A 19,914-nucleotide genomic window follows, 5' to 3' on the forward strand; every position below is an offset into this window, starting at 1 on the left:
ACAGCTCATATATCTGACCTACTGCTATGTCTACCACGCCCTCTCAGCTTTGGCTTTTTCGTTTACTGATGAGCCTGCGCCGCTCTAGCAAAGCTGGGTTCACGCTGCTAGAGCTGCTCATTTCCATCATCATCGTTGGTATTATTATTTCTGGGCTGCTGTATTTAGTTGTTGAGATGCTACAGCTCGACCGCCGTGAGTTTGTGCTAAATCAGGTCAGCACTGATATGAACCGGGCGATGGACTATATCGCCAGCGATGTAGAAGAGGCAATTTATGTTTACTCAACGCCAACAGACATAATTTCTCAGCTTTCGTCTGACATCGATACGTCTACTGAGACACCTATCTTAGCTTTCTGGCGTCCGGAAGTCCTCGATCAAGATGAGCTAAATACTATAGAAGACTGTGATTTGCCCAAGTGTAGGATACTTAAAAAACGGCAGGCATTTTTGACACTTGTAGTCTACCTTCAAGAAAGTAATGAAGATAGCCCTATATGGAATGGCGAGACGCGGATTGTTCGTTATGAATTACCAAATTATACGAGCATAACGTCATCTCTGGATAAAGTTACGCCTGGTTACGCTGATCCGACATTGGATGAAACGCTTGCTGAAGAGAGTGATATCTTTAAAGCCTGGAAAGCTGATGGCAATACTGAGGGTACTAAGCAGGTTTTAGTAGACTCAGTAGATGTGTTGGCACCAGATGATATTGATGATGATGAAGCTGAATGCCCTAGTTCTGTCTATGAGCGATCGCCAACAGCACCCTCCGATGGTAAAAGTTTCTATGTCTGTGTCCGACAGGGGACAATTGCTAACCAGGACTTGAATTTTGATCAAAGAGTAGACACATCCAACCAGGACTTGATTGTTTTCCTGCGTGGCAACGCAACGGCTAGACAGGATGGCTTAGTTAATGCCCTCAGCGACGAAAGTCGACTGCCAACCTTAGAATCACGAGTGCTTTTACGTGGCGTTCGAGATGAAGTTTTATAAGCTGTTGCTGACATTGATCCAAAAGCGAGGCCAGTTCTGATGCGTAGCCCCAAAACCAGTTCTATCCCTAACAACACAGCAGCAGGCTTCACATTCATTGAGGTACTGCTCGTTGTCATCATGGTGGCCATTCTCATGGGTATTGCTGCCCCCGGTTGGCTGGCCTTTGCCGATCGCCAGCGGATGAATTCAGTGCGTAGCGACTTGCTAGAGGTTCTGCGACAGGCCCAAGCCGATGCGAGGCAAAACCGAGAAACTCGCGTCATTACCGTTTTAGACGAAGCAATGCCCTCTCTGCAGATCAGCACACCCACCGGAGGCAGCAATGTAGCCGTTCTAGCCGAGAACAGCATTGACCCCGACTACGTGGATATAATCGGCTATGCCAGCGTCAGCGGTAGCTGGACACCCAGTACAACCCTCAGCTTTGACTATGAAGGCTTACCCGATAGCGATCAGGTTCCGTTTCGGATTGACGTAACGCCGAGCGCTTCTAGCGCAAAACGGTGTGTTATTGTCGCAAATCTACTAGGGACGCTGAAGACTGCCAACGGCGAGGAATGTGACAATCCATCTCTCAGCGTAGACTAATCGCTCGCGGATTAATTACCCACCTGAGCCAAGTGAGATAAATCACACGGCAAAGCCGCAGAAATCACCAGGCGATCGCGAAGACAATCACCTCCAGAGCTTCATAGAACCTTTAAAGTAGGGGCTTAAGCCTTTGAAGTTGATTGTCATGCCCAGGATTTCTCAAAAGCCACTCAAGGCAAATCCGTTCGTTACCTACCGTGACCCCAAAACCGGCAGGTGGATTGTGGTAAAGTCAGCAGCCTAGCTTCCTCCCCAGCCTGTAGCTTGCAGGCGATCGCTGATATGGTGAAAATAGCGAAGCCGACCGGAGAATAGCTAGGCTATGCGATCGCTCTATCCACCCATTGAGCCTTTCCATCAGGGGAAGCTGGCCGTTTCTCAGCGCCATACCCTTTATTTTGAGGAAGCGGGTAATCCTAAGGGCAAGCCCGTCGTCTTTCTACACGGTGGTCCCGGTGGCGGCACGCAGCCGCTCTATCGCCAGTTTTTCGATCCGCAGCGCTGGCGCATTGTCCTATTTGATCAGCGCGGCTGCGGTCAGAGTACGCCCCACGCCGAGCTAGAAGAAAATACCACCTGGCATCTAGTCTCAGATATTGAAGCGCTACGATCGCACTTGGGCATAGACCAGTGGGTTGTCTTCGGCGGCAGTTGGGGCAGCACTCTAGCACTGGCCTATAGCCAAACCCATCCCGATCGCTGCAGCGGCTTGATTTTACGCGGCATTTTTATGCTACGGCCTCAAGAAATCCGCTGGTTCTATCAGGAAGGAGCTAGCTATCTGTTCCCAGATGCTTGGCAGCACTATTTAGCTCCTATTCCGGCAGCAGAACGCGGCGATTTGCTGAGCGCTTACTATCGGCGGCTCACCAGCGCCGATGCCAAAGTTTGTCAGCAGGCCGCCAAGGCTTGGTCGGTATGGGAAGCCAGCACCAGCAAGCTCATCCCTGACGCTCAGCTAATCGATCGCTTTGAAGAGTCAGATTTTGCCACGGCCTTTGCTCGCATTGAGTGTCACTACTTCGTCAACGGCGGCTTTTTTGAACCTGCCGACCAGCTCTTGCAAAATGTCGCTCGCATTCGCCACATTCCTGCCGTCATCGTTCAGGGCCGCTATGATATTGTTTGCCCCATGATTTCGGCGTGGGAACTACACCAGGCTTGGCCAGAAGCGACGTTCATCGTGGTGCCTGATGCGGGGCACTCGGCCACGGAACCCGGTATTGTACACGCGCTAGTTGAAGCGAGCGATCGCTTTGCGGCCTGAAACAAGCTGACCCCAGCTATTTGATCGTCGTGGTAAAAGGGATTCGCGTATAGAAGCCGCGCGGATCTCCCAGCAGACCGAGAGTACGCAGGCGATCGCGTAGAGCGTAGACCTCTTGCGTAAGCGGATCTTGAGCCGCCGGCAGGCGAGAGATAATCCGGCCAAACAGACTTTCAAAAATTTGTTCTTCCAGAGTGCGGGGCTGCGGATATTCCTCGACGATCCAGTCCTCCAGTTCGGCAGCGCTAGCGGCAGCAGCGATCGCATCGTCTAGCCCGCCAATTTCGTCCACTAGCCCCACGGCAGCGGCGTCGGTGCCTGACCAAACCCGCCCCTGAGCCACCTGATCGACTTCAGCCGTAGTCATATCACGGGACTCAGACACAATGGTCAAAAATCGGCTGTAGAGCGTGTTGACAATATCCTGCTGCAAAGCCAACTCCTGGGGAGACTGAGGCCGGGCAATGGTGCCAATATCAGCAAACTCAGCCGTCTTCACCACGTCCCAGGTAATGCCATTTTCATTGGCGATCTCTTTAAGATTAAGCAGCAGGCCAAACACGCCAATCGACCCCGTAATCGTAGTGGGGGTAGCAAAAATTTTGTCCCCCGGAGCCGCCATCATGTAGCCACCAGAGGCAGCTAAATCTCCCATTGATACCATCAGCGGCTTAACTTCACCGGCTAGCTCCACCTCGCGGGTAATTAACTCAGACGCTGTCGCTCCGCCGCCAGGGCTGTTGATACGCAAGACGATCGCTTTCACGCCTTCGTCCTGACGCAGCTCTCTCAGCAGCCGCGTCAGCGTTTCCGAGCCAATCAGTCCCGGTGCCGATTCCCCGCCCACAATCTCACCTTCAGCGTAGACAACCGCAACGGTGTTATCTGAGTCATTATCGCTAGCTAAGGCAGCAATTTCCCCATATTCGGTTAGCTCCACCTGGGGAAAATCCTCCAGCACATCGGCATCAGACTCCGTTAAGTCCCGCAGATCGGCGAGTACCTCGTCAAAATAAGCGATCTCATCCACTAGTCCGGCCTGCAGCGCCTCATCCGCCATTAGCAAACCGCCCGTGTCGGCAATTTGCTGAAGCTGCTGGGGTGTGAGGCTGCGCTCTGCTGCCGCAACGGTCAGGAACTCTTGCCAGAGGTCGGTGAGCAGAGCCTGAGTTTGCTCGCGCTCTTCAGGACTGCTTTCTGTCCGAATAAAGGGTTCTACGGCAGACTTGTAACGGCCTGCCCGCAGCACCTGCACACCAACGCCATATTTTTGTAAGGCTCCGGCCAAAAACTGAGTTTCAGCGCTGAAGCCATTGAGTTCTAGAATGCCTGCCGGATTAAGAATGAGGCTATCTGCCACTGAGACAAGGTAATAGTCTCGCTCTGCCCAGCCCATTTCGTAGGCAAAAATGGGTTTGCCTGTCGCCTTGAATCGAGCTAGCCCTTCTCTCACCTCCCGCAGCGTTGAAAGTCCTTCAAAGGTGTTGCCCTGTAGTAGCAGACCGACAATGCGATCGTCATTGGCGGCCTGATCGAGGGTGGCCAGTACGGTCTGCAGCGAGACGGCTTGACCTAAATCACCGTAAAGCGCTTCCTCAATAACGATCTCTGGCCCAGTGGGCGGAATAGAATTGGTAATATCTATTGAAAGATCGAAAACAAGCAGGGACTTGTCTTCAACTTGCGGTTCCGTATCCCGCGAGGCAGTTGCAACCACGAAGGTAAAAAGCCCAACGGCTCCGAATCCCAGCAGGATAATCAGCGCTACCAGGCTGACGAAGGCACCTACGGCGCTGGCCGCTGCATATTTTAGAAAATCTCGCATGGCTGCAGTTGAACTTATGAGGCGTTGGCGGATCTTCTCTATGGTACTCGCTGCAGTCGGTGAGCGTCTCGTAGTTCAGCCAGATTAGCTGCGCCTGTGCAAAACAAGGTGGTGGTAATTTCAGCAATCAGAATTTCAGTCAGTTCTACTAAGGCTGCTTCTGACTCATCAGCGGCCTTGAGAAAGGGCCAAGCCAGCCCCGCCAAATCCGCCCCCAGGGCGATCGCTTTAGCCACTTCCAAGCCGTTACGCAGTCCCCCTGAGGCAATCAGCGGTGCGGTTGGCGCAACCTGACGAATGGACGCAATGCACTCAGCCGTAGGCAGACCCCAGTCAGCAAAAGTCTGTCCCAGTCGCCGCTGCTTGGCATCTTGGGCCCGCTGGCCCTCGACTTTAGCCCAGGAAGTGCCCCCGGCTCCGGCGACATCAATTGCGGCCACACCGGCTGCCATCAAGCGCTGCGCCATTGGGGCTGAAATGCCGTTGCCGACTTCCTTGACGATCACCGGCAGGCTCAAGCGCTGGCAGAGCTGCTCAATTTTAGTCAGCAGGCCGCGAAAGTTAGTATCGCCCCGCGACTGAATGCACTCCTGCAGCGGATTTAGGTGCAAAATCAGAGCATCCGCTTCTAGCCAGTCAACAACGCGCTGGCACTGGTCTAAGCCGTAGTCGTAGTTGAGCTGTACTGCCCCCAAGTTCGCCAGCAGCAGAATATCGGGAGCGATCGCGCGGACTGAGAAGGTCGATTTTAGCTGCGGATTTTCAACGGCTACCCGCTGCGAGCCTACGCCCATTGCTAAGCCATAATGCTGGGCGATCGCCGCTAAACGTTCATTGATTAGCTTTGCCTGCTCGGTGCCGCCTGTCATAGAAGAAATTAGCAGCGGCGCGGCTAAGGACTTACCCAAAAAGCGAGTGGATAAGTCAATGTCATCCCGGTTCAGTTCCGGCAGGCAGCAGTGAGCAAATCGGTAGCGATCGAGGCCGTTGCTAACCTGGCGAAACTGGACGTCTTCGTCAATACAAATGCGCAGATGATCGGCTTTACGAACCTGAGTTTCTAATGAAACAAAAGAAGGAGTCACAGTCATCGATATAGGCGTTTGGTTAAACAAGTTTGGTGTAATACCCTGTAGTCTCCCACAGGCTTGTTTCCTGACGACGACCCCTTTAATAATCTCTACGCTTCGCCTTTAATCAGCTCTACGGCATCTCGCTGGTCGGTGCCCTGCAGGTAAACTTTGATAATTTCTTCTCCGGCAGTGGGCAGTTGTTTGCCAATAAAATCGGGATGAATGGGCAGTTGACGGTGGCCGCGATCGATTAAAACCGCCAGTCGTATCACCTCTGGGCGGCCATAATCATTGACGGCATTGAGCGCCGCCCGAATAGTACGACCGCTAAAAATAACGTCATCGACTAAAACAACGGTGTGCCCGGTGAGGTCGTGCGGCAGCTTAGTTTTAGCGGGGGTGCGGGTGCTAATTTTGTCTAGATCGTCCCGGTAGAAAGTAATGTCCAAAGCGCCGACCGTAATTGAGATCTGCTCTAAGCGCTCGATTTGCTGAGCTAGGGTTTGGGCTAAAGGGACACCGCGCGTATAAATCCCCACCAAAATCAGCTTTTTGAGATCGCCCGTTTTCTCCACAATTTCTGAGGCGAGGCGGTTGACTGTTCGCCGCATTTCTTCCGCAGATAAGATTTCGATGGTATCAGCAGTCATCGGTAAGTCACCTCAGCCCCAGCAAAATCAGAATACCGACAATCAGCCACAGCCAAAAGCTGTTGCGAGTCAGCCTGAGCGCCTCTGCAATTACGGCTGGCGTAATTTCCCGCTCGGCATTGCCCAAACGGGGCTTCACTTTGATAACTCCACGATAGCGATTTACGCCGCCGAGTTGAACTCCTAGCGCTGCGGCATAGGCACATTCACTCCAGCCAGCATTGGGGCTAGGATCAGCGATCGCATCACGCCAGCAAAGCCGCCAGACCCGTCGCGGTTGCCATGACAATAGGGCAATGGTCGCAACGGTGAGACGACAGGGAAGCCAGGTCAAAACGTCCTCTGAGCGGGCACTAAACCAGCCCAAATCGCGGTAGGGCAGCTCTCGATACCCCACCATTGAGTCTAAAGTACTGGCAGCTTTGTAAGCGATCGCTAGGGCAACAGCGCCAGCAGGTGAAATGAGTGCGCCCAGCAGGGCGTAAAACAGCGGTGCCATGACGCCGTCAGTCGTATTTTCGCTCACCGTTTCCAAAACGGCTCTAAGAATGTCGGCTTCCCCCAGCAGGTCGGTATCGCGTCCGACATATCGCGAGAGGCGCGATCGCGCGGTCGCTAAATCACCTTGCTGCAGGGGCTGTAAAACAGCTTGAGCCGCATCCCCTAGGCTCCGCCGCGCTAGGCAGCTAGCCACCACAATAGTGGCTAAACCAATGCCTAAAAACTCATTGACCTGGCTGCTGTAGCCAACCAAGCCAGCCGCGATCGCGCCGCTGCCACCCATCAGCCCCAAAGCCAAAACGACGCCGGACAAACGCTGTCTCTCTGGTGAGGTAAACTGCTGCAGACTCCACTGACTATAGCGGGCGATCGCGCTGCCCATCACGCTGACCGGATGGGGCCAGCCCCAAGGATCGCCAACAAAGGTATCAACAAAGCTGGCCGAGAGCAGCATTATCACGGCAGCATCTAACCCTGACATGGTCATGGTAATGATTAGGGTATCTAGAGAATTTTGAGACTTCTGTTAGTCAACAGGTCTAAACAATAAAGTTGATATTTTCACCTTGAGCAGCTTGCCAACTGCGAGCATCGTAGTAAAGGTCTTCTAGAGAAATCTCATAAAGCGCCTCTTTCAGTTTTTGATGTAATCGCTTCCAAAGCGTCAAAGTTACCCAATCTTCTGTTTGATCATCTTTGAGCTGATGTCGAGACAGCGGCTCAACAGTTTCACCGACCGCTTCCAGAATTTGACCTAAAGAAATTTGGCTCGCAGGCATGGCTAATAAATAGCCCCCTTGAGAACCTCTAACTGACTTAACGAGTCCGGCTCGACGTAGAGCAATCAGCAATTTTTCTAAATAAGGCGCGGGAATTCTTTGTCGTTTAGCAATAACGCTGACAGAGACAGGCTGATGGTGACCTTGCAAACTCAGATCTAAGAGAGCTTTGACGCTGTAGTGACCCCGAGTTGTCAGCTTCATTTTTTCATTTACTGTTTCTATTGAATTTCAATGGCACAAATAAATTTACGAATATGTTTTGATTAAAATCTTTCGATTAAATGCAAAAAACTATTTTGCTGTAGTATCATTTTTCATGTCAATATGAAAGTTGAAACTCCATAGAGTTCTAAACTATATTAACTCTACCGAGTAATTTTCGCGTCCTGTAGGATATAGAGACTTAGGTTAATGGCTAGTGAAGTAAATGCAGATGCCCTTACGGGTAAAGCCCTGCTCAAAAAAGTCAAAGAGTTGGAGCACCTGTCCAAAGAAGACAAAGCAAAAGCCTGTGGATACTACACCGTCACCAAAAATGGTGTAGAGCGGGTTAATATGATGAAGTTTTTGAATGCCCTAATTGATGCTGAGGGTATTCAACTAGACAGCACCCAGAGCAGCAATGGCCGAGGGGGACGTAGTGCTAGCTACCGCATTACGGTGCAGTCTAACGGAAATTTGCTCATCGGTTCTGCCTACACCAAGCAGATGGGTCTAAAGCCTGGAGATGAGTTTGAAATTTCTTTAGGACGGAAGCATATTCGCCTTAAGCAAATCACCGAAGATGGTGAAGAGATTGACGACGCCGATCTAGACGAATAAGCGCTTAGCTATCTCTGCTGATCAGGGCTGGGGACATCTGAAGTTTGAAATAAGCCCAGATAAGCCCAAGCCCTATTTGAGTTAAGGTAAGACCTAAAAATCTAGGCGCGTCGATAAGTTTAGTTAAGGGATGCGCCTAGCAGAATCGGTTTGACCTATATTACCGAATGCTTGGGAAGATTCGGGTAGAGTCCTGAGCGGTTTAGCCATATAGTCACTATTATGAATTTACCGTTAATCCTGGACTTAGCGCTAGGACTGGTTTTCACGTACTTGATTCTAAGCCTTTTGGCCAGTGAAATTCAGGAAATTATCAGCGCCGTTTTGCAGTGGCGAGCTGAGCACTTAAAATACTCAATTGAGCAGCTTTTAGCAGGAGATAGTGCTGAAAATAGAGCGGCTGCTCAAGAACTTGCAAACAAGCTATATAACAGTCCGGTAATTCGCAGCCTCAACCATGAGGCGAGGGGGCGGATCGCTCGACTGCTGCGGCAGTTTTTGCATTTTGTGGGTCAAGTCTATCGCACGGTGACGCGAACGCGAAATGTTTTTGGAAATCAAACTAGCGGCCCTTCCTATATTCCCGCAGAAGCGTTTGCCACAACTTTATTAGAAAACTTACATTTAATCGATCTACAGCGACTGTTAACAGAATCAAGATTAGGCAGGCTGTTTGAGGAGCGAGTTCAGTTACCCGTCAATCAAATTCTGAATGACTTGCGCGTTAGCACTGCCAATGAGTATCTGTTGGAGCCTGAGATTAGGCAATTAGAGCAGTCACTACAGCAAATTTCTCAGGACTTTCAATCTCGACGAATCAATCTTACCCAAGCCCTGAATCTACTGCTCGGCAAGATAGATAATTTTATTGAGATAGCTCAGCAATCGCTGCCAGCAGATAATCATCTCAGTCAAACGTTTTTGAGGCGATTAGCTTTTCTAAAGCGTAATTTAGCAGGCAGCGCTGATGAATATGATTTGTTGCTGAGAAAAATTCAGCCGACCCTGCGGGATTTGGTGCTCATCTTAGATACCAAAAGTCCTATCTATCAAGAAGTAATATCTCTAGCTTCCCAAGAACAGGGACTAATTCGTGACATAGCTGAACGGATTAAACCCCAACAGATTCCCCCTCGTTTGAAAGACAGTTTGCTGACACTAGCAGAGCAGGCCCAGTTCAAAGTGCAGCAGGCCGATGAGGAACTGCAAAAGTTTGAACAAGAGATACAAGCCTGGTTCGATCGCTCTATGACCAGAGCCGCAGGCGTCTATACGCGCAACGCTAAAGGGGTAGCGGTTTTAATTGGGATTGCGATCGCAATTGTACTCAATGCAGACAGTTTACATATTGCTAGCCGTCTGACCACTGACCAGACGATTCGAGACAGTATTTCAGTGGCCGTCAGTCAGCTAGCCAACCAGGATTTACAAGATCTGCAGCAGGAATTAAACCTGGTGACGGAGGCTGTAGACAACTCCTTGGAACAGTTTCCGTTACCGATTGGGCGATCGCCTCGAGTTTTGGATCAGCAGGCGCAAGCAGAAGCAGAGTGGGTTTTCCCGGTGCCGCGCCGAATTTTGGGATGGTTGATTACTGGACTGGCGATTTCGATGGGATCTAGCTTTTGGTATAACTTGCTCAACCGCATCGTCAATGTCCGCTCGACCGGGAACAAGAGCGATCGCACCGCAGACAACTAGTGAGCCTCTAACGCCTCTGGCAGCCATACGGTAAAGGCTGTGCCTGGGCCTAAAGCAGAAACCGGGGCCTGCTGATTCAGCCAGTCCAATGTTTCTTCTGCCAGCCAAAGGCTTTGCTCCACCGGGCTAACCACCTCAATTTTGCCCTGCATCTGTGTGATCAAATCGGAGGCGATCGCCAGCCCCAGCCCGGTACCCGCGATCGGCCCGGCAGCTTGAACACCGCGATAGTGCCGCTCAAAGATGTGTAACTGATCTACCTCTGGAATGCCGGGGCCACTGTCGGCAATCATAACGCCCTGATAGCGAACCTGGGGCTGTACTTGAAAAAGCCCGGTTTGGACATAAATCCAGCTACCAGCAGGCACATATTTCAGCGCATTGTCAATCAGGTTGCTCAGCACTTCTTGCAGCGCTAGGGCGTCTCCCAGTACGGGATAGAGTTCAGCTTCAATGGCAGTCCGCAGCAAGACTTGTTTTTCTTGGGACTGAGCCGCCGCCGAAATTAGCAGAGGAGACAAAACTTCTTTAAAGCGGCAGCGCTTTATGGTTAAGTCAGCGCCTAAGCCGGCACTGGGCAGCAGCGGCAAGGATTGCTGTGTGGGGATGCTAGCGGCGGGAAGCTGATTTTTAGGTGAGCTGACTTCTGGAACTGGCCTGGGTTCAGGCGGGAGGGCCATTCCATCTGTTTGCCACTGGCGATCGCCGTGGTTCACTGCCGCATCAAACTGCTGCAAAAGCTCCTGGAGGCGATCGCTCTCGCGAATAATGCCAGAGGCAATGGTGTAGTTGTTGTCCTCAGGCTGAAAGCGTTTGACTAAAAGCTTGCTAAAGGTTTTGAGGGCCGTCAGCGGATTGCGAAACTGATGCAGTAAGTTGTGGAAGATATCAGACTGCTGGTGCTGACTCAGTCGTTTTTGCTGTAGCGTTTGTCGAATCCATTGGCCTTGCTGATCTAAAAAACGGGCAATTGCTAAAGTGCGAGTCACCTGCTCAAGCTGCGATCGCTCTTGTTCAGTCCAAGGGCGATCGTCACGGGCTGTCACCAAAAGTCCCATCACAACTTCTTCATGAATTAGCGGCAAGACTAAGCGATCTTCAGCAGACCGTGATACTGAAGGAGTAGGCAGAGCCGCTAAAGACAGTGACAACTGTTCTGACAGCTCGCTGTTATGGGGAGCAGCCATCGTCATGTCCCGTAAGCGATCGCTCTGGTTTTCTACAGTCAGGTCATCAGCCCCATGCGGTAACTTATCTTGATCAAGCTGGGGCCAAACAGTTGTCGATTCTGGATAGGCCACAACCGGAATCAGCTCCGCTTCCGGCTGACTGGCATAGCGTTCGGTTAGGTAAACAACCACAGAGGCTGCTCCCAGTGTCTGAGTCAGTAAAACAATTTGAGACTGGCAAAGCTCAATAAATTCCGAGCTGATGGGCATCAACATTCAAGAGGGCTTTCTTTGGCAAGAATTAGTAAAAAGTTAAATTTTTGTCAACATTTTAACAATTTTAGGTTCTCTTTGGATTCGCCCTGAAGTCCCTGAATGCAAGGCACGAAAGCACTTGAGAAGCAGACGCCGCCAATTTTAAGAGAAGTTGAAATTATAGGGTGAAGCCGATATACTTTGCAGGGTTGATTAGTTTTTGTAACTAACACTACACCTTATTGGCGATCAGAGAGGAGGTAGGCGATTTGGCAAGGAGACGCAAGCGCAAAAGCCGTCGTCGTTTAGAAGGACGTCGGATTTTAGAGAACGTACCTCAGTATAGTATCGAGAGTGGGAGCGAAAAGCCAGTTACGGCAGCTCGTAACTTTATTCACTCCGAAGGGATTATGCCTCCAGCTTTACTGTTAGTAAAGCGGAATGAGCATACAACCGATCGATACTTCTGGGCAGAGAAGGGGTTGTTTGGAGCCCAGTACGTCGAAGAAAATCACTTTTTATTCCCCAGCCTCCGGGTTGAGGAGGATGAAAGCGAAACGATTAGTCTAGCCATTGGGCGTTAGGCCTTTAGCCATTTTCAAATGGTCTTAACTATTTGCTAGGGTGTCAGCAGCAAACTTGCTTGCTATCTACTGATCTGTTGCGCCAGAGCAGTGCTTAAGGTTGGATTCCCTTCAGCAAACTTTAAGCCGTTTTGGAATTATGCCAACCATTCGCTTTTTAGTAAGACGGTTGTTTGAATCTAATGGCTTATCTAATCAGTTTCGGAGATTGAGTCCCGTTGGCCCTAGAAATCTGAAGGTTTCTATAGGCTGATGTGTCATTAAGAACAATTTACAGGAAGCAGCGCTAACTCGGCTCTGCTTCCTTTTCTTTCAGCGGCACATTTTGCCTAAGCTGAATCAGCTCGTCGCGGTGAGCCCGAATCGTCAACTGGCTGAGAAAATCTTCTCGGTCAGTAACAGGCCGGATTTTGAAGTCAACTTGCTCAACCCGGGCAGCCCGCCGCCAGTAAAAAACACCTGCTAAGGGAGCCAGCAGCAACAGTCCCAGGGAGAAGGATGCCTGCTGAGGCCACAAAAAAGAGAAAATCAGGTCAAAGCAGAGGATACCAACTGCGGCCAGCCCGGAAAGAAACACAGCCAGGAAACGACTGGGCCGGACAAAGCCCGATAGGGTAATTTGCTCTTGTTCGGGGTCAATTTGGCTGACCTGATAGGCGCGGTTAGCAAAATGCTGCCGTAGCTGCTCTAATAAATCGGCGGCTGAGGCTGGCGACAGCAAAGTGGCAGTTTCGGTTCTATCTTTGGCTGAGGCTCGAATAAAAAAGAAAAGCCCCACCGCTAACAGTAACGTTAAGAAGAAAGTAGACGATAAGATAGCGTTTGTCATACAGAACTAAGAAGTGCTTGACCTGGTTGCAGAAAAACCCTGCCGTAGGCGGCATCTCCCTGGTCAAGGGGAGGCCAAAGAAACCTGAATACGCAGTTACCCAGCCGAGAATTAGAATTTACTCCGTTTTAAGAGCCTTTAAGAAGCTTTTAGCGATGACTCTCTAACTTCAGCAATCACTGCAGTAACTCACACTCCAGCTTATATCAATGCGCTGCAGTGCCGCCTGCGAGTTATTGTCGCTTGCTGTTGTTGGCCTATGAGGCCATTTGAGCCTGAACGTAGCCGCCTACCATACGCTCAAACTGAATGCTGCTTCATCTCATCCATTGAGGCGTATTCCAGCGCTGCGGCATGGGTTGCTGCCAACACCACAGGCGGGGCTACACCTGCATCATAAGCCTCTTTCCAGCGGCTAGCACACAAACACCAGCGATCGCCCGGTTTTAAGCCCGGAAACTGATACATCGGCATTGGCGTGCTGAGGTCATTGCCCTGAGCTTTGGTAAAGGTCAAAAATTCTTCAGTCATTTGGGCACAGACAACATGTACTCCCGTATCTCCAGCGCCGGTATTACACACGCCGTCGCGGTAGTAGCCTGTCATAGGCGAGGTACAGCAAGTCTCTAATTTGCCGCCCAACACGTTACTTGCGTCTGCCATGATTTTGATGATTCCTGTGCACAATATCTGCTTCGAGCCTACTCTTTTTTCTCAATGCTGCTGCCTATCTAAGGGATAGGATGTAGCAAAAGATGAAGGCGGGGGTGAGCAAGGTGGCAACCCACTTTTCCGCCAGCTTGCCACCGAGGCTATCTAACAGCTTGGCGGACATTTAAGCCTCAAGCCAGCTAAACAGTTCGCCGACGGTGAGCGTGAAGGATTCGGCAAAGGTGGGAACAGGAAGGCGATCGCTGGCGTTCTCGAAAACGGCGCTGGGGCGATCGCTGAAGTAGACAAATACCAGTTCTTCGTCTGGATCGATTAGCCAGCCCATCTGAGTGCCATGCTCTAGACAGTGCAAGATGTTGCGGACGACTTTGGTGTGGCTTTGGTCAGGGGAGAGGATTTCGATAGTCCAGTCGGGAGCCAGAGGGAAGGCGTTGGCGACTTTGCCGCTGGGGTCGCGGGGAATGCGCGGCCAGGTGAAGACGGCGATATCGGGGACGGTTGATCTGCCGCCAAAGGTGCAGCGCAGTTCGGGGTAGGCGCGGGCGATGCGTTGGGGTTTGAGGACGGTGTTGATGGCGGGGACTAGATCGCCTTGGAGGGTACTGTGTTTGCCTTGGGGCATGGGTTTTTGAATGACCTGACCGTCGATGAATTCACTAGCGGGTTTGGTTTCCGGTAGCTGCAGAAATTCAGCAAGGGTGAGGGGTTTGGCAGGGGTTTGAACCATAGCCGTGAGAAGGGAGGTGAATGGCATTATTGTATCGCTGGGCTAACTAAAGAAATTCGGCTATTTGCCGGGGCATCTTGCTGCTAGACAGAAGTGCATTAGCCTGCTCAAAGTAGGCAGCTTTGTCGCGGTTGGGCAAGTCGGGGGGTGAACCGTAAGCGAATTGAGGAGATTCGCAGCCGGTTTGAGGCTTAGCGGCGGCAATGCCCACACTTGCGGAGCTTTTGTTAAAACCCTCGCCACAGATATCGAGTCAGCTCTTGGCCAACGCGGCGTTCGACTTTTGGATCGGCAGGCAGCTGCCAGCGCAGAGACTGGTAGAGCAGATGGCGGTATAAATCAAAGCTGGCTTCGACCAGTTCGCCATAGATTTGAGCGGCGGCGATCGCCCACTGATAGGCCAGCCAGGCGGAGAGCAAGCCCAGCAGCGGCCACAGAGCCAAGAGATTTATCAGGAATGGTTTAGTGGGATTCCAGGCCACAAATACCCAACCGCAAAATAATAGGCTCCAAAGCCAAACGCGGGCGGCGGTGTTGAGGTCGGCGCGGGCGGCCTGCAGGTCTTGTTTGGCGGCGTCAGGGAGGAGCAGCCACAGGCGCGGCCAGCAGATGACGGCATCGAGGCCGTATTTTCTTTGGGGCTGGCGCTCGGCAGCGCGGAGAATATTGCCTAAACGAGTAGGCAGCAGATCATCAGCGCTAGGTGTCTGTCGCCACTGGCGATTGAGCTGAAAGTGCTGAGTTTTTTCGAATGAGTGCAGTTGAGCAATGCCGCGATCGTTAAGCGATCGCAGCTTTTCTCTGATCCGGTTGCGGCGATACTGCTGTTTTTGCAAGAACGGTTTATGCAGCCAGCTCAGCCAGGAAGGCCAATAGCCCTCTAACAATCTGAGAATGGCTAGATCAAAACGCTGTACGACAAAAGCAGAAATGGCGATCGCCCCAAAGCCAACAATGAGAACGGCAATTTGCAGCGACTGATCGGGCAGCTTTAGAAACCAGCCAACGAGTTTTTGCCAGCCAAAACGCTGTAGTGCGGCGGCGAATCCCCCAAACCAGAAGACGAAGGCTGGCGTCAGCAGATTGGTAACCCACTGTTCAGCAAGTTTGCTGCTAAAACCTTCTGAAAACTTGGTTAACATTTAGCTGACCTAGAAAAAGTGCCTAAATTGGCTGGAGGAGGCCGTGGGTCTTATCGACCTCGCAGAGAGGAACTGGCTCGTCTGGCTCTAGTTGTGACCAAACAAAACCACAGACAGAACACTTAAATCGAGGGAATTCTTGGGGAGTTCCGGTGCCGGGAAGCTGATGAAACCGAGTGGGATTATCTGATATGCCCTTGGGATTCAGCAGGGCAAAGGCTGCTTCTCTCGTCGCGTCATGTTCGGCAAGAACGACTAAAATTTGATTTTCAACGTTATCACCGGCTTTACCCTGTTTGAGCAAGGGAGCCAGTTGGCGATCGATTTCGGCAGCGGCATCTGGTTCAAGCAGATCTGATAGTCGTGGTCGAATGGCCTGAGCCACTTGGAGGACTTGTTCTAGGCTATACATAAGCAGCTCCGAGTTGAGCGTTATTCAGCTTCGTCAGTATCCGGTAGAGCTTCTAAGGCGTCGGCAATCAGGGTCTGAAAATCATCATCACAGTGGCTATGTAGATGAATGGCAGAAGCTAACAGATTTGCCAGAATCTCGGCCTGTTGGGTTGGGGTGAGATTTGGTAGCTGTAGCTGATTGATCAAGGCCAAGACGCTTTGACATTCGCTACCCAGTTCACGAATCAGGGTGTTGAGCGTCTGATTAGCAATGGCAATGGGGCGATCGCGGGTTTGCATAGTTATTTTCCTAGTCGTTTTTTTGCCTGCTGAATGCCTTTTTCAAAGGCTCGGATTTCTTTTTCCCAGTGATTGATTAGGCCTTGATCTGGCGAGTCTTTTTCCAACTCTAGCCGAATTTTTTCCTGATGCTCGGCAATGCGCTGGTTCAGGCTTCTAATCGCTTTCTTGTGATTTTTCTTGCCCATAAATCTCTAGAACTCTGTTCTCGTTATATGCCTGTGTAGCTGAAGGCAGCCCAGTGAAAAGGATGAGCAAAGTCCTGGGATGTGGGCCGTGCGAGAATTAGCTCTTGAAAGAGATAGTTAGCAACTTCGGTAGGCGGGTGTAGCTTTGCAGATTGGGAATGAACCGTTTTGAAGAAGGTAGCTTTTTCTAGATTAGTGGTGTCGCGCAGCCATTTCTGGGCTTGGCGCAGGGCGATCGCGGGTTCTAGCTTGTCTTCGCGCCAGTAGTCGTAGAAGCGTACGAGCAGCATCATGGTGCTGAGGTCGGCGACTGACCAGAGAGAGGCGACGACTCCGGCAACGCCAGCCTGGAGCAGGCCGGTGGGGAGGCTGATGGCTTCGTCGGCGAGTTCGAGGCCGGGGAGTCCGGTTTCACAGGCGGAGAGGATGGCGAGGCGAAGGCCGCCACTGGGTCCTTCGGTGAGTTTGAGATCGAGCAGGTCGCGCAGGGTGAGCAGGCCGTCGGCCATGAGCAGGCCGCTGTTGAGCGGGGTGTTGAAGTTGGCGGTGCCGTGGCAGGAGAGATGTAGGTGGCTGGCGTGGGGCAGAGCGGCGAGGACGGCGGCTACGGTGGCGTGTTCGTGTTGCAGAATTTTGGGCTGGGTGAAGCTGGCGGTGGCGGCGGTGATTTCGCGGCTGGAGTTGGGCAGGTCGTTGCGGGGATTGTCGATCGCCAGTAAGGATTCACCGGAAATGCGATCGCGGATTTGCTGGGCGGCTTTTAGCGAGCGAGCGTTGGAGGCGTAGGTAAAGTGAATGTCGTCGAGGGCGTAGCGTTTGCCGGTGGGTGTGCTGGGGTCTTCTGTCCAGGCGGCGTGGAGGGGGAGGAGGCTGAGGTAGCCGGTGGGGATGAGGGTGGCTTGCTCAAAGCCGAGGGCTTGGAGTTTGGCGATGAGGGGAGCCATGAGGGGCTGCCAGAGCTGTTGGGTGGTTTGGGCGATCGCGTTGTACCAGCTTTGGCGATCGGTTTGGGATTGGTCGTAGGCGTTAAACCAAGCTTGCAGAATTTCTCTGAGGGAGATTTCGGTGAGGTCGTCTAGCCAGAGCGCAGTGATTCGGCTCTCTTCTCTAGTCTCTCTCTCGAAATTGGGAGAGGGGGGATGGATGATTAGGGCGAGGCTGCCAGCAGGGGTGGGGACGAGATAGACAAGAGGACGATCGGGCTGGAGGGCGGCGAGAATATCGTTAAAACTGGGCTGATCGAGGAAGTCGGCGTAGCCTTCGACCTGACGGATTTGCTCGATCACGGTTTCTAGACTTTTGCGCAGATGGATGGCTTCAGTGCGGTGGGCTTCGGGGGTGAGGTTTTGGCGGATTTGGAGCTGTTCTTCGGGAGTGGTGCCGCTGGTGGCATGGCTACGCTGCTGGGCCTCTAGGTTGCGGAGCTGGGTGGTGACGTTGATGTATTGCTCGTAGAGAGTGGGAGCAGACTTTTTTAAGTTTTCTAGGTCGGCTCTGTCTCGCTCCAAGGTTTCGCTGAGGCCACGGGCGCGGCTTTGCTCTAGGACTTCAACAGCTTTATGCAGGTGGCCGCTGCGGGCGAGGGCGTAGGCGGCGCGACGGGGAAGATCGGCGGTTTCCGTCAGTTCAGCCGCTTTGCCATCAAGGAGGTTGGCACTTTGATACAAGATTTCAGACGCTTGAAGTGCCTTTTCATAAATCGGTACAGCTTCTTGCCAGCACTGCTGGTCGCTATAAAGATTGCCTAGGCTACGAGCAGTTCTACGACAATCATCAGGCAACAGCTCAGGTGTAAAGACTTCTAAGCTGCAGCAGTAGGCGTCAATGGCTTGCTCAATGTTCTCGGCCCGGTCGCCGCAAATGCGATCAGAGTAGGCATTTGCCAGGTTATTTGTGGTTTGTGCCCACTCGACGGGCATGGCCTGCTGGGTCCTCACCGTCAAGGCCTGCTGGTAAGCGTCAATGGCTTGCTCAATGTTCTCGGCCCGGTCGCCGCAAATGCGAGCAGAGTAGGCAGCTGCCAGGTTATTTGTGGTAGTTGCCCAGTCGACGGGCATGGCCTGCTGGGTCCTCACCGTCAAGGCCTGCTGGTAGGCGGCAATGGCTTGCTCAATGTTCTGCGCCCGGTCGCCGCGAATGCGATCACTGTAGGCAGCTGCCAGGTTATTTGTGGTAGTTGCCCAGTCGACGGGCATGGCCTGCTGGGTCCTCACCGTCAAGGCCTGCTGGTAGGCGTCAATGGCTTGCTCAATGTTCTGCGCCCGGTCGCCGCGAATGCGATCACTGTAGGCAGCTGCCAGGTTATTTGTGGTAGTTGCCCAGTCGACGGGCATGGCCTGCTGGGTCCTCACCGTCAAGGCCTGCTGGTAGGCGGCAATGGCTTGCTCAATGTTCTCGGCCCGGTCGCCGCGAATGCGACTATAGTAGGCATTTGCCAGGTTATTTGTGGTTTGTGCCCAGTCGACGGGCATGGCCTGCTGCGTCATCACCGTCAAGGCCTGCTGGTAGGCGGCAATGGCTAGCTCAATGTTCTGCGCCCGGTCGCCGCGGATGCGATTCTTGTAGGCAGCTGCCAGGTTCATTGTGGTGGTTGCCCAGTCAACGGGCATGGCCTGCTGCGTCATCACCGTCAAGGCCTGCTGGTAGGCGGCAATGGCTAGCTCAATGTTCTGCGCCCGGTCGCCGCGAATGCGATCAGAGTAGGCAATTGCCAGGTTATTTGTGGTAGTTGCCCAGTCGACGGGCATCGCCTGCTGGGTCATCACCGACAAGGCTTGCTGGTAGGCGGCAATAGCTAGCTCTACATTTAGCCAGCGAGTGCCTAAAGGAAACTGCCAAATCAAACTGCCAAATACGACCAATACTGCCGCAATCCATGTTCGCTGCTCTGCTTCTCCGGCCAGTAGCTGCGCTCCTACCTGGGGCAAAATTGCTAACAAAGTTGTGTTAAGCTGCGCCTGCTGCTGCGCCCATACCGGATAAATCTGCTGCGGATTTCCCTGGCTATCGGCTATGAGCTGCAACGTCTCCAGCAAAAATTTCTCTGCTTCTTGCGCTTCATCTGCTTCCATAGCCGATTGACCTGCCCTTGTCCCCAATGCCTGCGCCAACTGCGCTGCAAAGCTCCGCAGCCACCCTGCATTGCTATCTCCCTGACTCTCTAGATAATCAGCAACCTGCTCCATCACCTCCAGCAGCCCTGCATCTACCAGTTCCGCCTTCGCCTGCAAAATCTCCGCTTCTTGCCCCTGCGGACAGCTCAGCAACTGCTCAATCAACGCCACATACGCCTGAACTCGCTGCTCGTCCATGCTGCTGTCCTCAAAAAGTCGCTGCTGTTGCTCTCTACACTCGGTCAGCAACCCATTCCGCTCTTTTTTATACCACTGCCGCAAAAACACAGATCCCTAACTTTTTCAAAAGGTTAGGGATCTTG

Annotated in this window: 20 protein-coding genes; 6 read left to right on the forward strand and 14 right to left on the reverse strand. The window is 52.3% G+C overall.

Annotated features, from left to right (window positions below):
* Window positions 1-26: 26 nt before the first annotated feature.
* The 3 genes from QJQ48_RS08250 (at window position 27) to pip (ending at window position 2,865) form a co-directional block, all read left to right on the forward strand.
* The gene (locus tag QJQ48_RS08250) at window positions 27-1,004 is read left to right on the forward strand and encodes a prepilin-type N-terminal cleavage/methylation domain-containing protein (protein WP_346290743.1); all 978 of its coding nucleotides are present in this window, start codon (window positions 27-29) and stop codon (window positions 1,002-1,004) included.
* Between the two features lie 39 nt (window positions 1,005-1,043).
* Window positions 1,044-1,595 (forward strand): prepilin-type N-terminal cleavage/methylation domain-containing protein, encoded by a 552-nt coding sequence (locus QJQ48_RS08255; RefSeq protein WP_346290744.1) that lies wholly within the window; start codon window positions 1,044-1,046, stop codon window positions 1,593-1,595.
* Window positions 1,596-1,920: 325 nt separating this feature from the next.
* Complete coding sequence (gene pip / locus QJQ48_RS08260) at window positions 1,921-2,865, forward strand: prolyl aminopeptidase (RefSeq protein WP_346290745.1); 945 nt, start codon at window positions 1,921-1,923, stop codon at window positions 2,863-2,865.
* Window positions 2,866-2,881: 16 nt separating this feature from the next.
* On the opposite strand, the gene sppA is transcribed toward pip, so the two are convergent.
* The 5 genes from sppA to QJQ48_RS08285 all read right to left on the reverse strand — a co-directional run bounded on the left by sppA (window position 2,882) and on the right by QJQ48_RS08285 (window position 7,897).
* Window positions 2,882-4,690 carry a signal peptide peptidase SppA gene (gene sppA, locus QJQ48_RS08265; RefSeq protein WP_346290746.1) on the reverse strand — a complete coding sequence of 603 codons (1,809 nt, stop codon included), beginning with the start codon at window positions 4,688-4,690 and terminating at the stop codon, window positions 2,882-2,884.
* Between the two features lie 38 nt (window positions 4,691-4,728).
* Window positions 4,729-5,781: a type 2 isopentenyl-diphosphate Delta-isomerase gene (fni, locus tag QJQ48_RS08270; RefSeq protein ID WP_346290747.1), complete on the reverse strand. Its 1,053-nt coding sequence runs from the start codon at window positions 5,779-5,781 to the stop codon at window positions 4,729-4,731.
* 89 nt (window positions 5,782-5,870) lie between these two features.
* Window positions 5,871-6,413, reverse strand: a complete 543-nt coding sequence (pyrR, locus tag QJQ48_RS08275; protein ID WP_346290748.1) for a bifunctional pyr operon transcriptional regulator/uracil phosphoribosyltransferase PyrR — start codon at window positions 6,411-6,413, stop codon at window positions 5,871-5,873.
* Window positions 6,414-6,420: 7 nt separating this feature from the next.
* On the reverse strand, window positions 6,421-7,401 hold the full coding sequence (gene cbiB / locus QJQ48_RS08280; RefSeq protein ID WP_346290749.1) for an adenosylcobinamide-phosphate synthase CbiB: 981 nt from the start codon (window positions 7,399-7,401) through the stop codon (window positions 6,421-6,423).
* Window positions 7,402-7,453: 52 nt separating this feature from the next.
* On the reverse strand, window positions 7,454-7,897 hold the full coding sequence (locus QJQ48_RS08285; protein ID WP_346290750.1) for an Rrf2 family transcriptional regulator: 444 nt from the start codon (window positions 7,895-7,897) through the stop codon (window positions 7,454-7,456).
* Window positions 7,898-8,107: 210 nt separating this feature from the next.
* Here QJQ48_RS08285 and QJQ48_RS08290 point away from each other — a divergent pair, with 210 nt between their 5' ends.
* Entirely contained in the window at window positions 8,108-8,518 is a 411-nt protein-coding gene (locus QJQ48_RS08290) for an AbrB family transcriptional regulator (RefSeq protein WP_346290751.1), read from the forward strand.
* A gap of 222 nt (window positions 8,519-8,740) precedes the next feature.
* Complete coding sequence (locus QJQ48_RS08295) at window positions 8,741-10,219, forward strand: AAA family ATPase (protein WP_346290752.1); 1,479 nt, start codon at window positions 8,741-8,743, stop codon at window positions 10,217-10,219.
* Here the strand turns inward: QJQ48_RS08295 and QJQ48_RS08300 are convergent.
* Complete coding sequence (locus tag QJQ48_RS08300) at window positions 10,216-11,658, reverse strand: GAF domain-containing sensor histidine kinase (RefSeq protein WP_346290753.1); 1,443 nt, start codon at window positions 11,656-11,658, stop codon at window positions 10,216-10,218. The two genes, QJQ48_RS08295 and QJQ48_RS08300, sit on opposite strands and share 4 nt — an antisense overlap.
* Before the next feature lie 254 nt (window positions 11,659-11,912).
* Between QJQ48_RS08300 and QJQ48_RS08305 the strand changes: the two genes are divergently transcribed.
* Window positions 11,913-12,227, forward strand: a complete 315-nt coding sequence (locus QJQ48_RS08305) for a DUF3155 domain-containing protein (protein WP_346290754.1) — start codon at window positions 11,913-11,915, stop codon at window positions 12,225-12,227.
* Window positions 12,228-12,513: 286 nt separating this feature from the next.
* On the opposite strand, the gene QJQ48_RS08310 is transcribed toward QJQ48_RS08305, so the two are convergent.
* The 8 genes from QJQ48_RS08310 to QJQ48_RS08345 all read right to left on the reverse strand — a co-directional run bounded on the left by QJQ48_RS08310 (window position 12,514) and on the right by QJQ48_RS08345 (window position 19,789).
* A complete protein-coding gene (locus QJQ48_RS08310; RefSeq protein WP_346290755.1) occupies window positions 12,514-13,056 on the reverse strand; it encodes a cofactor assembly of complex C subunit B in 543 nt (180 codons plus the stop codon).
* Window positions 13,057-13,356: 300 nt separating this feature from the next.
* A complete protein-coding gene (locus QJQ48_RS08315; protein ID WP_346290756.1) occupies window positions 13,357-13,719 on the reverse strand; it encodes a DUF2237 family protein in 363 nt (120 codons plus the stop codon).
* A gap of 172 nt (window positions 13,720-13,891) precedes the next feature.
* Complete coding sequence (locus QJQ48_RS08320) at window positions 13,892-14,455, reverse strand: Uma2 family endonuclease (RefSeq protein ID WP_346290757.1); 564 nt, start codon at window positions 14,453-14,455, stop codon at window positions 13,892-13,894.
* Between the two features lie 227 nt (window positions 14,456-14,682).
* The gene (locus QJQ48_RS08325; protein WP_346290758.1) at window positions 14,683-15,597 is read right to left on the reverse strand and encodes a hypothetical protein; all 915 of its coding nucleotides are present in this window, start codon (window positions 15,595-15,597) and stop codon (window positions 14,683-14,685) included.
* Window positions 15,598-15,619: 22 nt separating this feature from the next.
* Window positions 15,620-16,009 carry a hypothetical protein gene (locus QJQ48_RS08330; protein WP_346290759.1) on the reverse strand — a complete coding sequence of 130 codons (390 nt, stop codon included), beginning with the start codon at window positions 16,007-16,009 and terminating at the stop codon, window positions 15,620-15,622.
* 20 nt (window positions 16,010-16,029) lie between these two features.
* Window positions 16,030-16,290: a hypothetical protein gene (locus QJQ48_RS08335; RefSeq protein ID WP_346290760.1), complete on the reverse strand. Its 261-nt coding sequence runs from the start codon at window positions 16,288-16,290 to the stop codon at window positions 16,030-16,032.
* Window positions 16,291-16,292: 2 nt separating this feature from the next.
* Window positions 16,293-16,478, reverse strand: a complete 186-nt coding sequence (locus QJQ48_RS08340; protein WP_346290761.1) for a hypothetical protein — start codon at window positions 16,476-16,478, stop codon at window positions 16,293-16,295.
* Between the two features lie 23 nt (window positions 16,479-16,501).
* Window positions 16,502-19,789 carry a CHAT domain-containing tetratricopeptide repeat protein gene (locus QJQ48_RS08345; protein WP_346290762.1) on the reverse strand — a complete coding sequence of 1,096 codons (3,288 nt, stop codon included), beginning with the start codon at window positions 19,787-19,789 and terminating at the stop codon, window positions 16,502-16,504.
* Between the last annotated feature and the right edge of the window lie 125 nt (window positions 19,790-19,914).

Source organism: Sphaerothrix gracilis Ecp01 (assembly GCF_030405905.1).
Lineage (GTDB): Bacteria > Cyanobacteriota > Cyanobacteriia > Phormidesmidales > Phormidesmidaceae > Sphaerothrix > Sphaerothrix gracilis.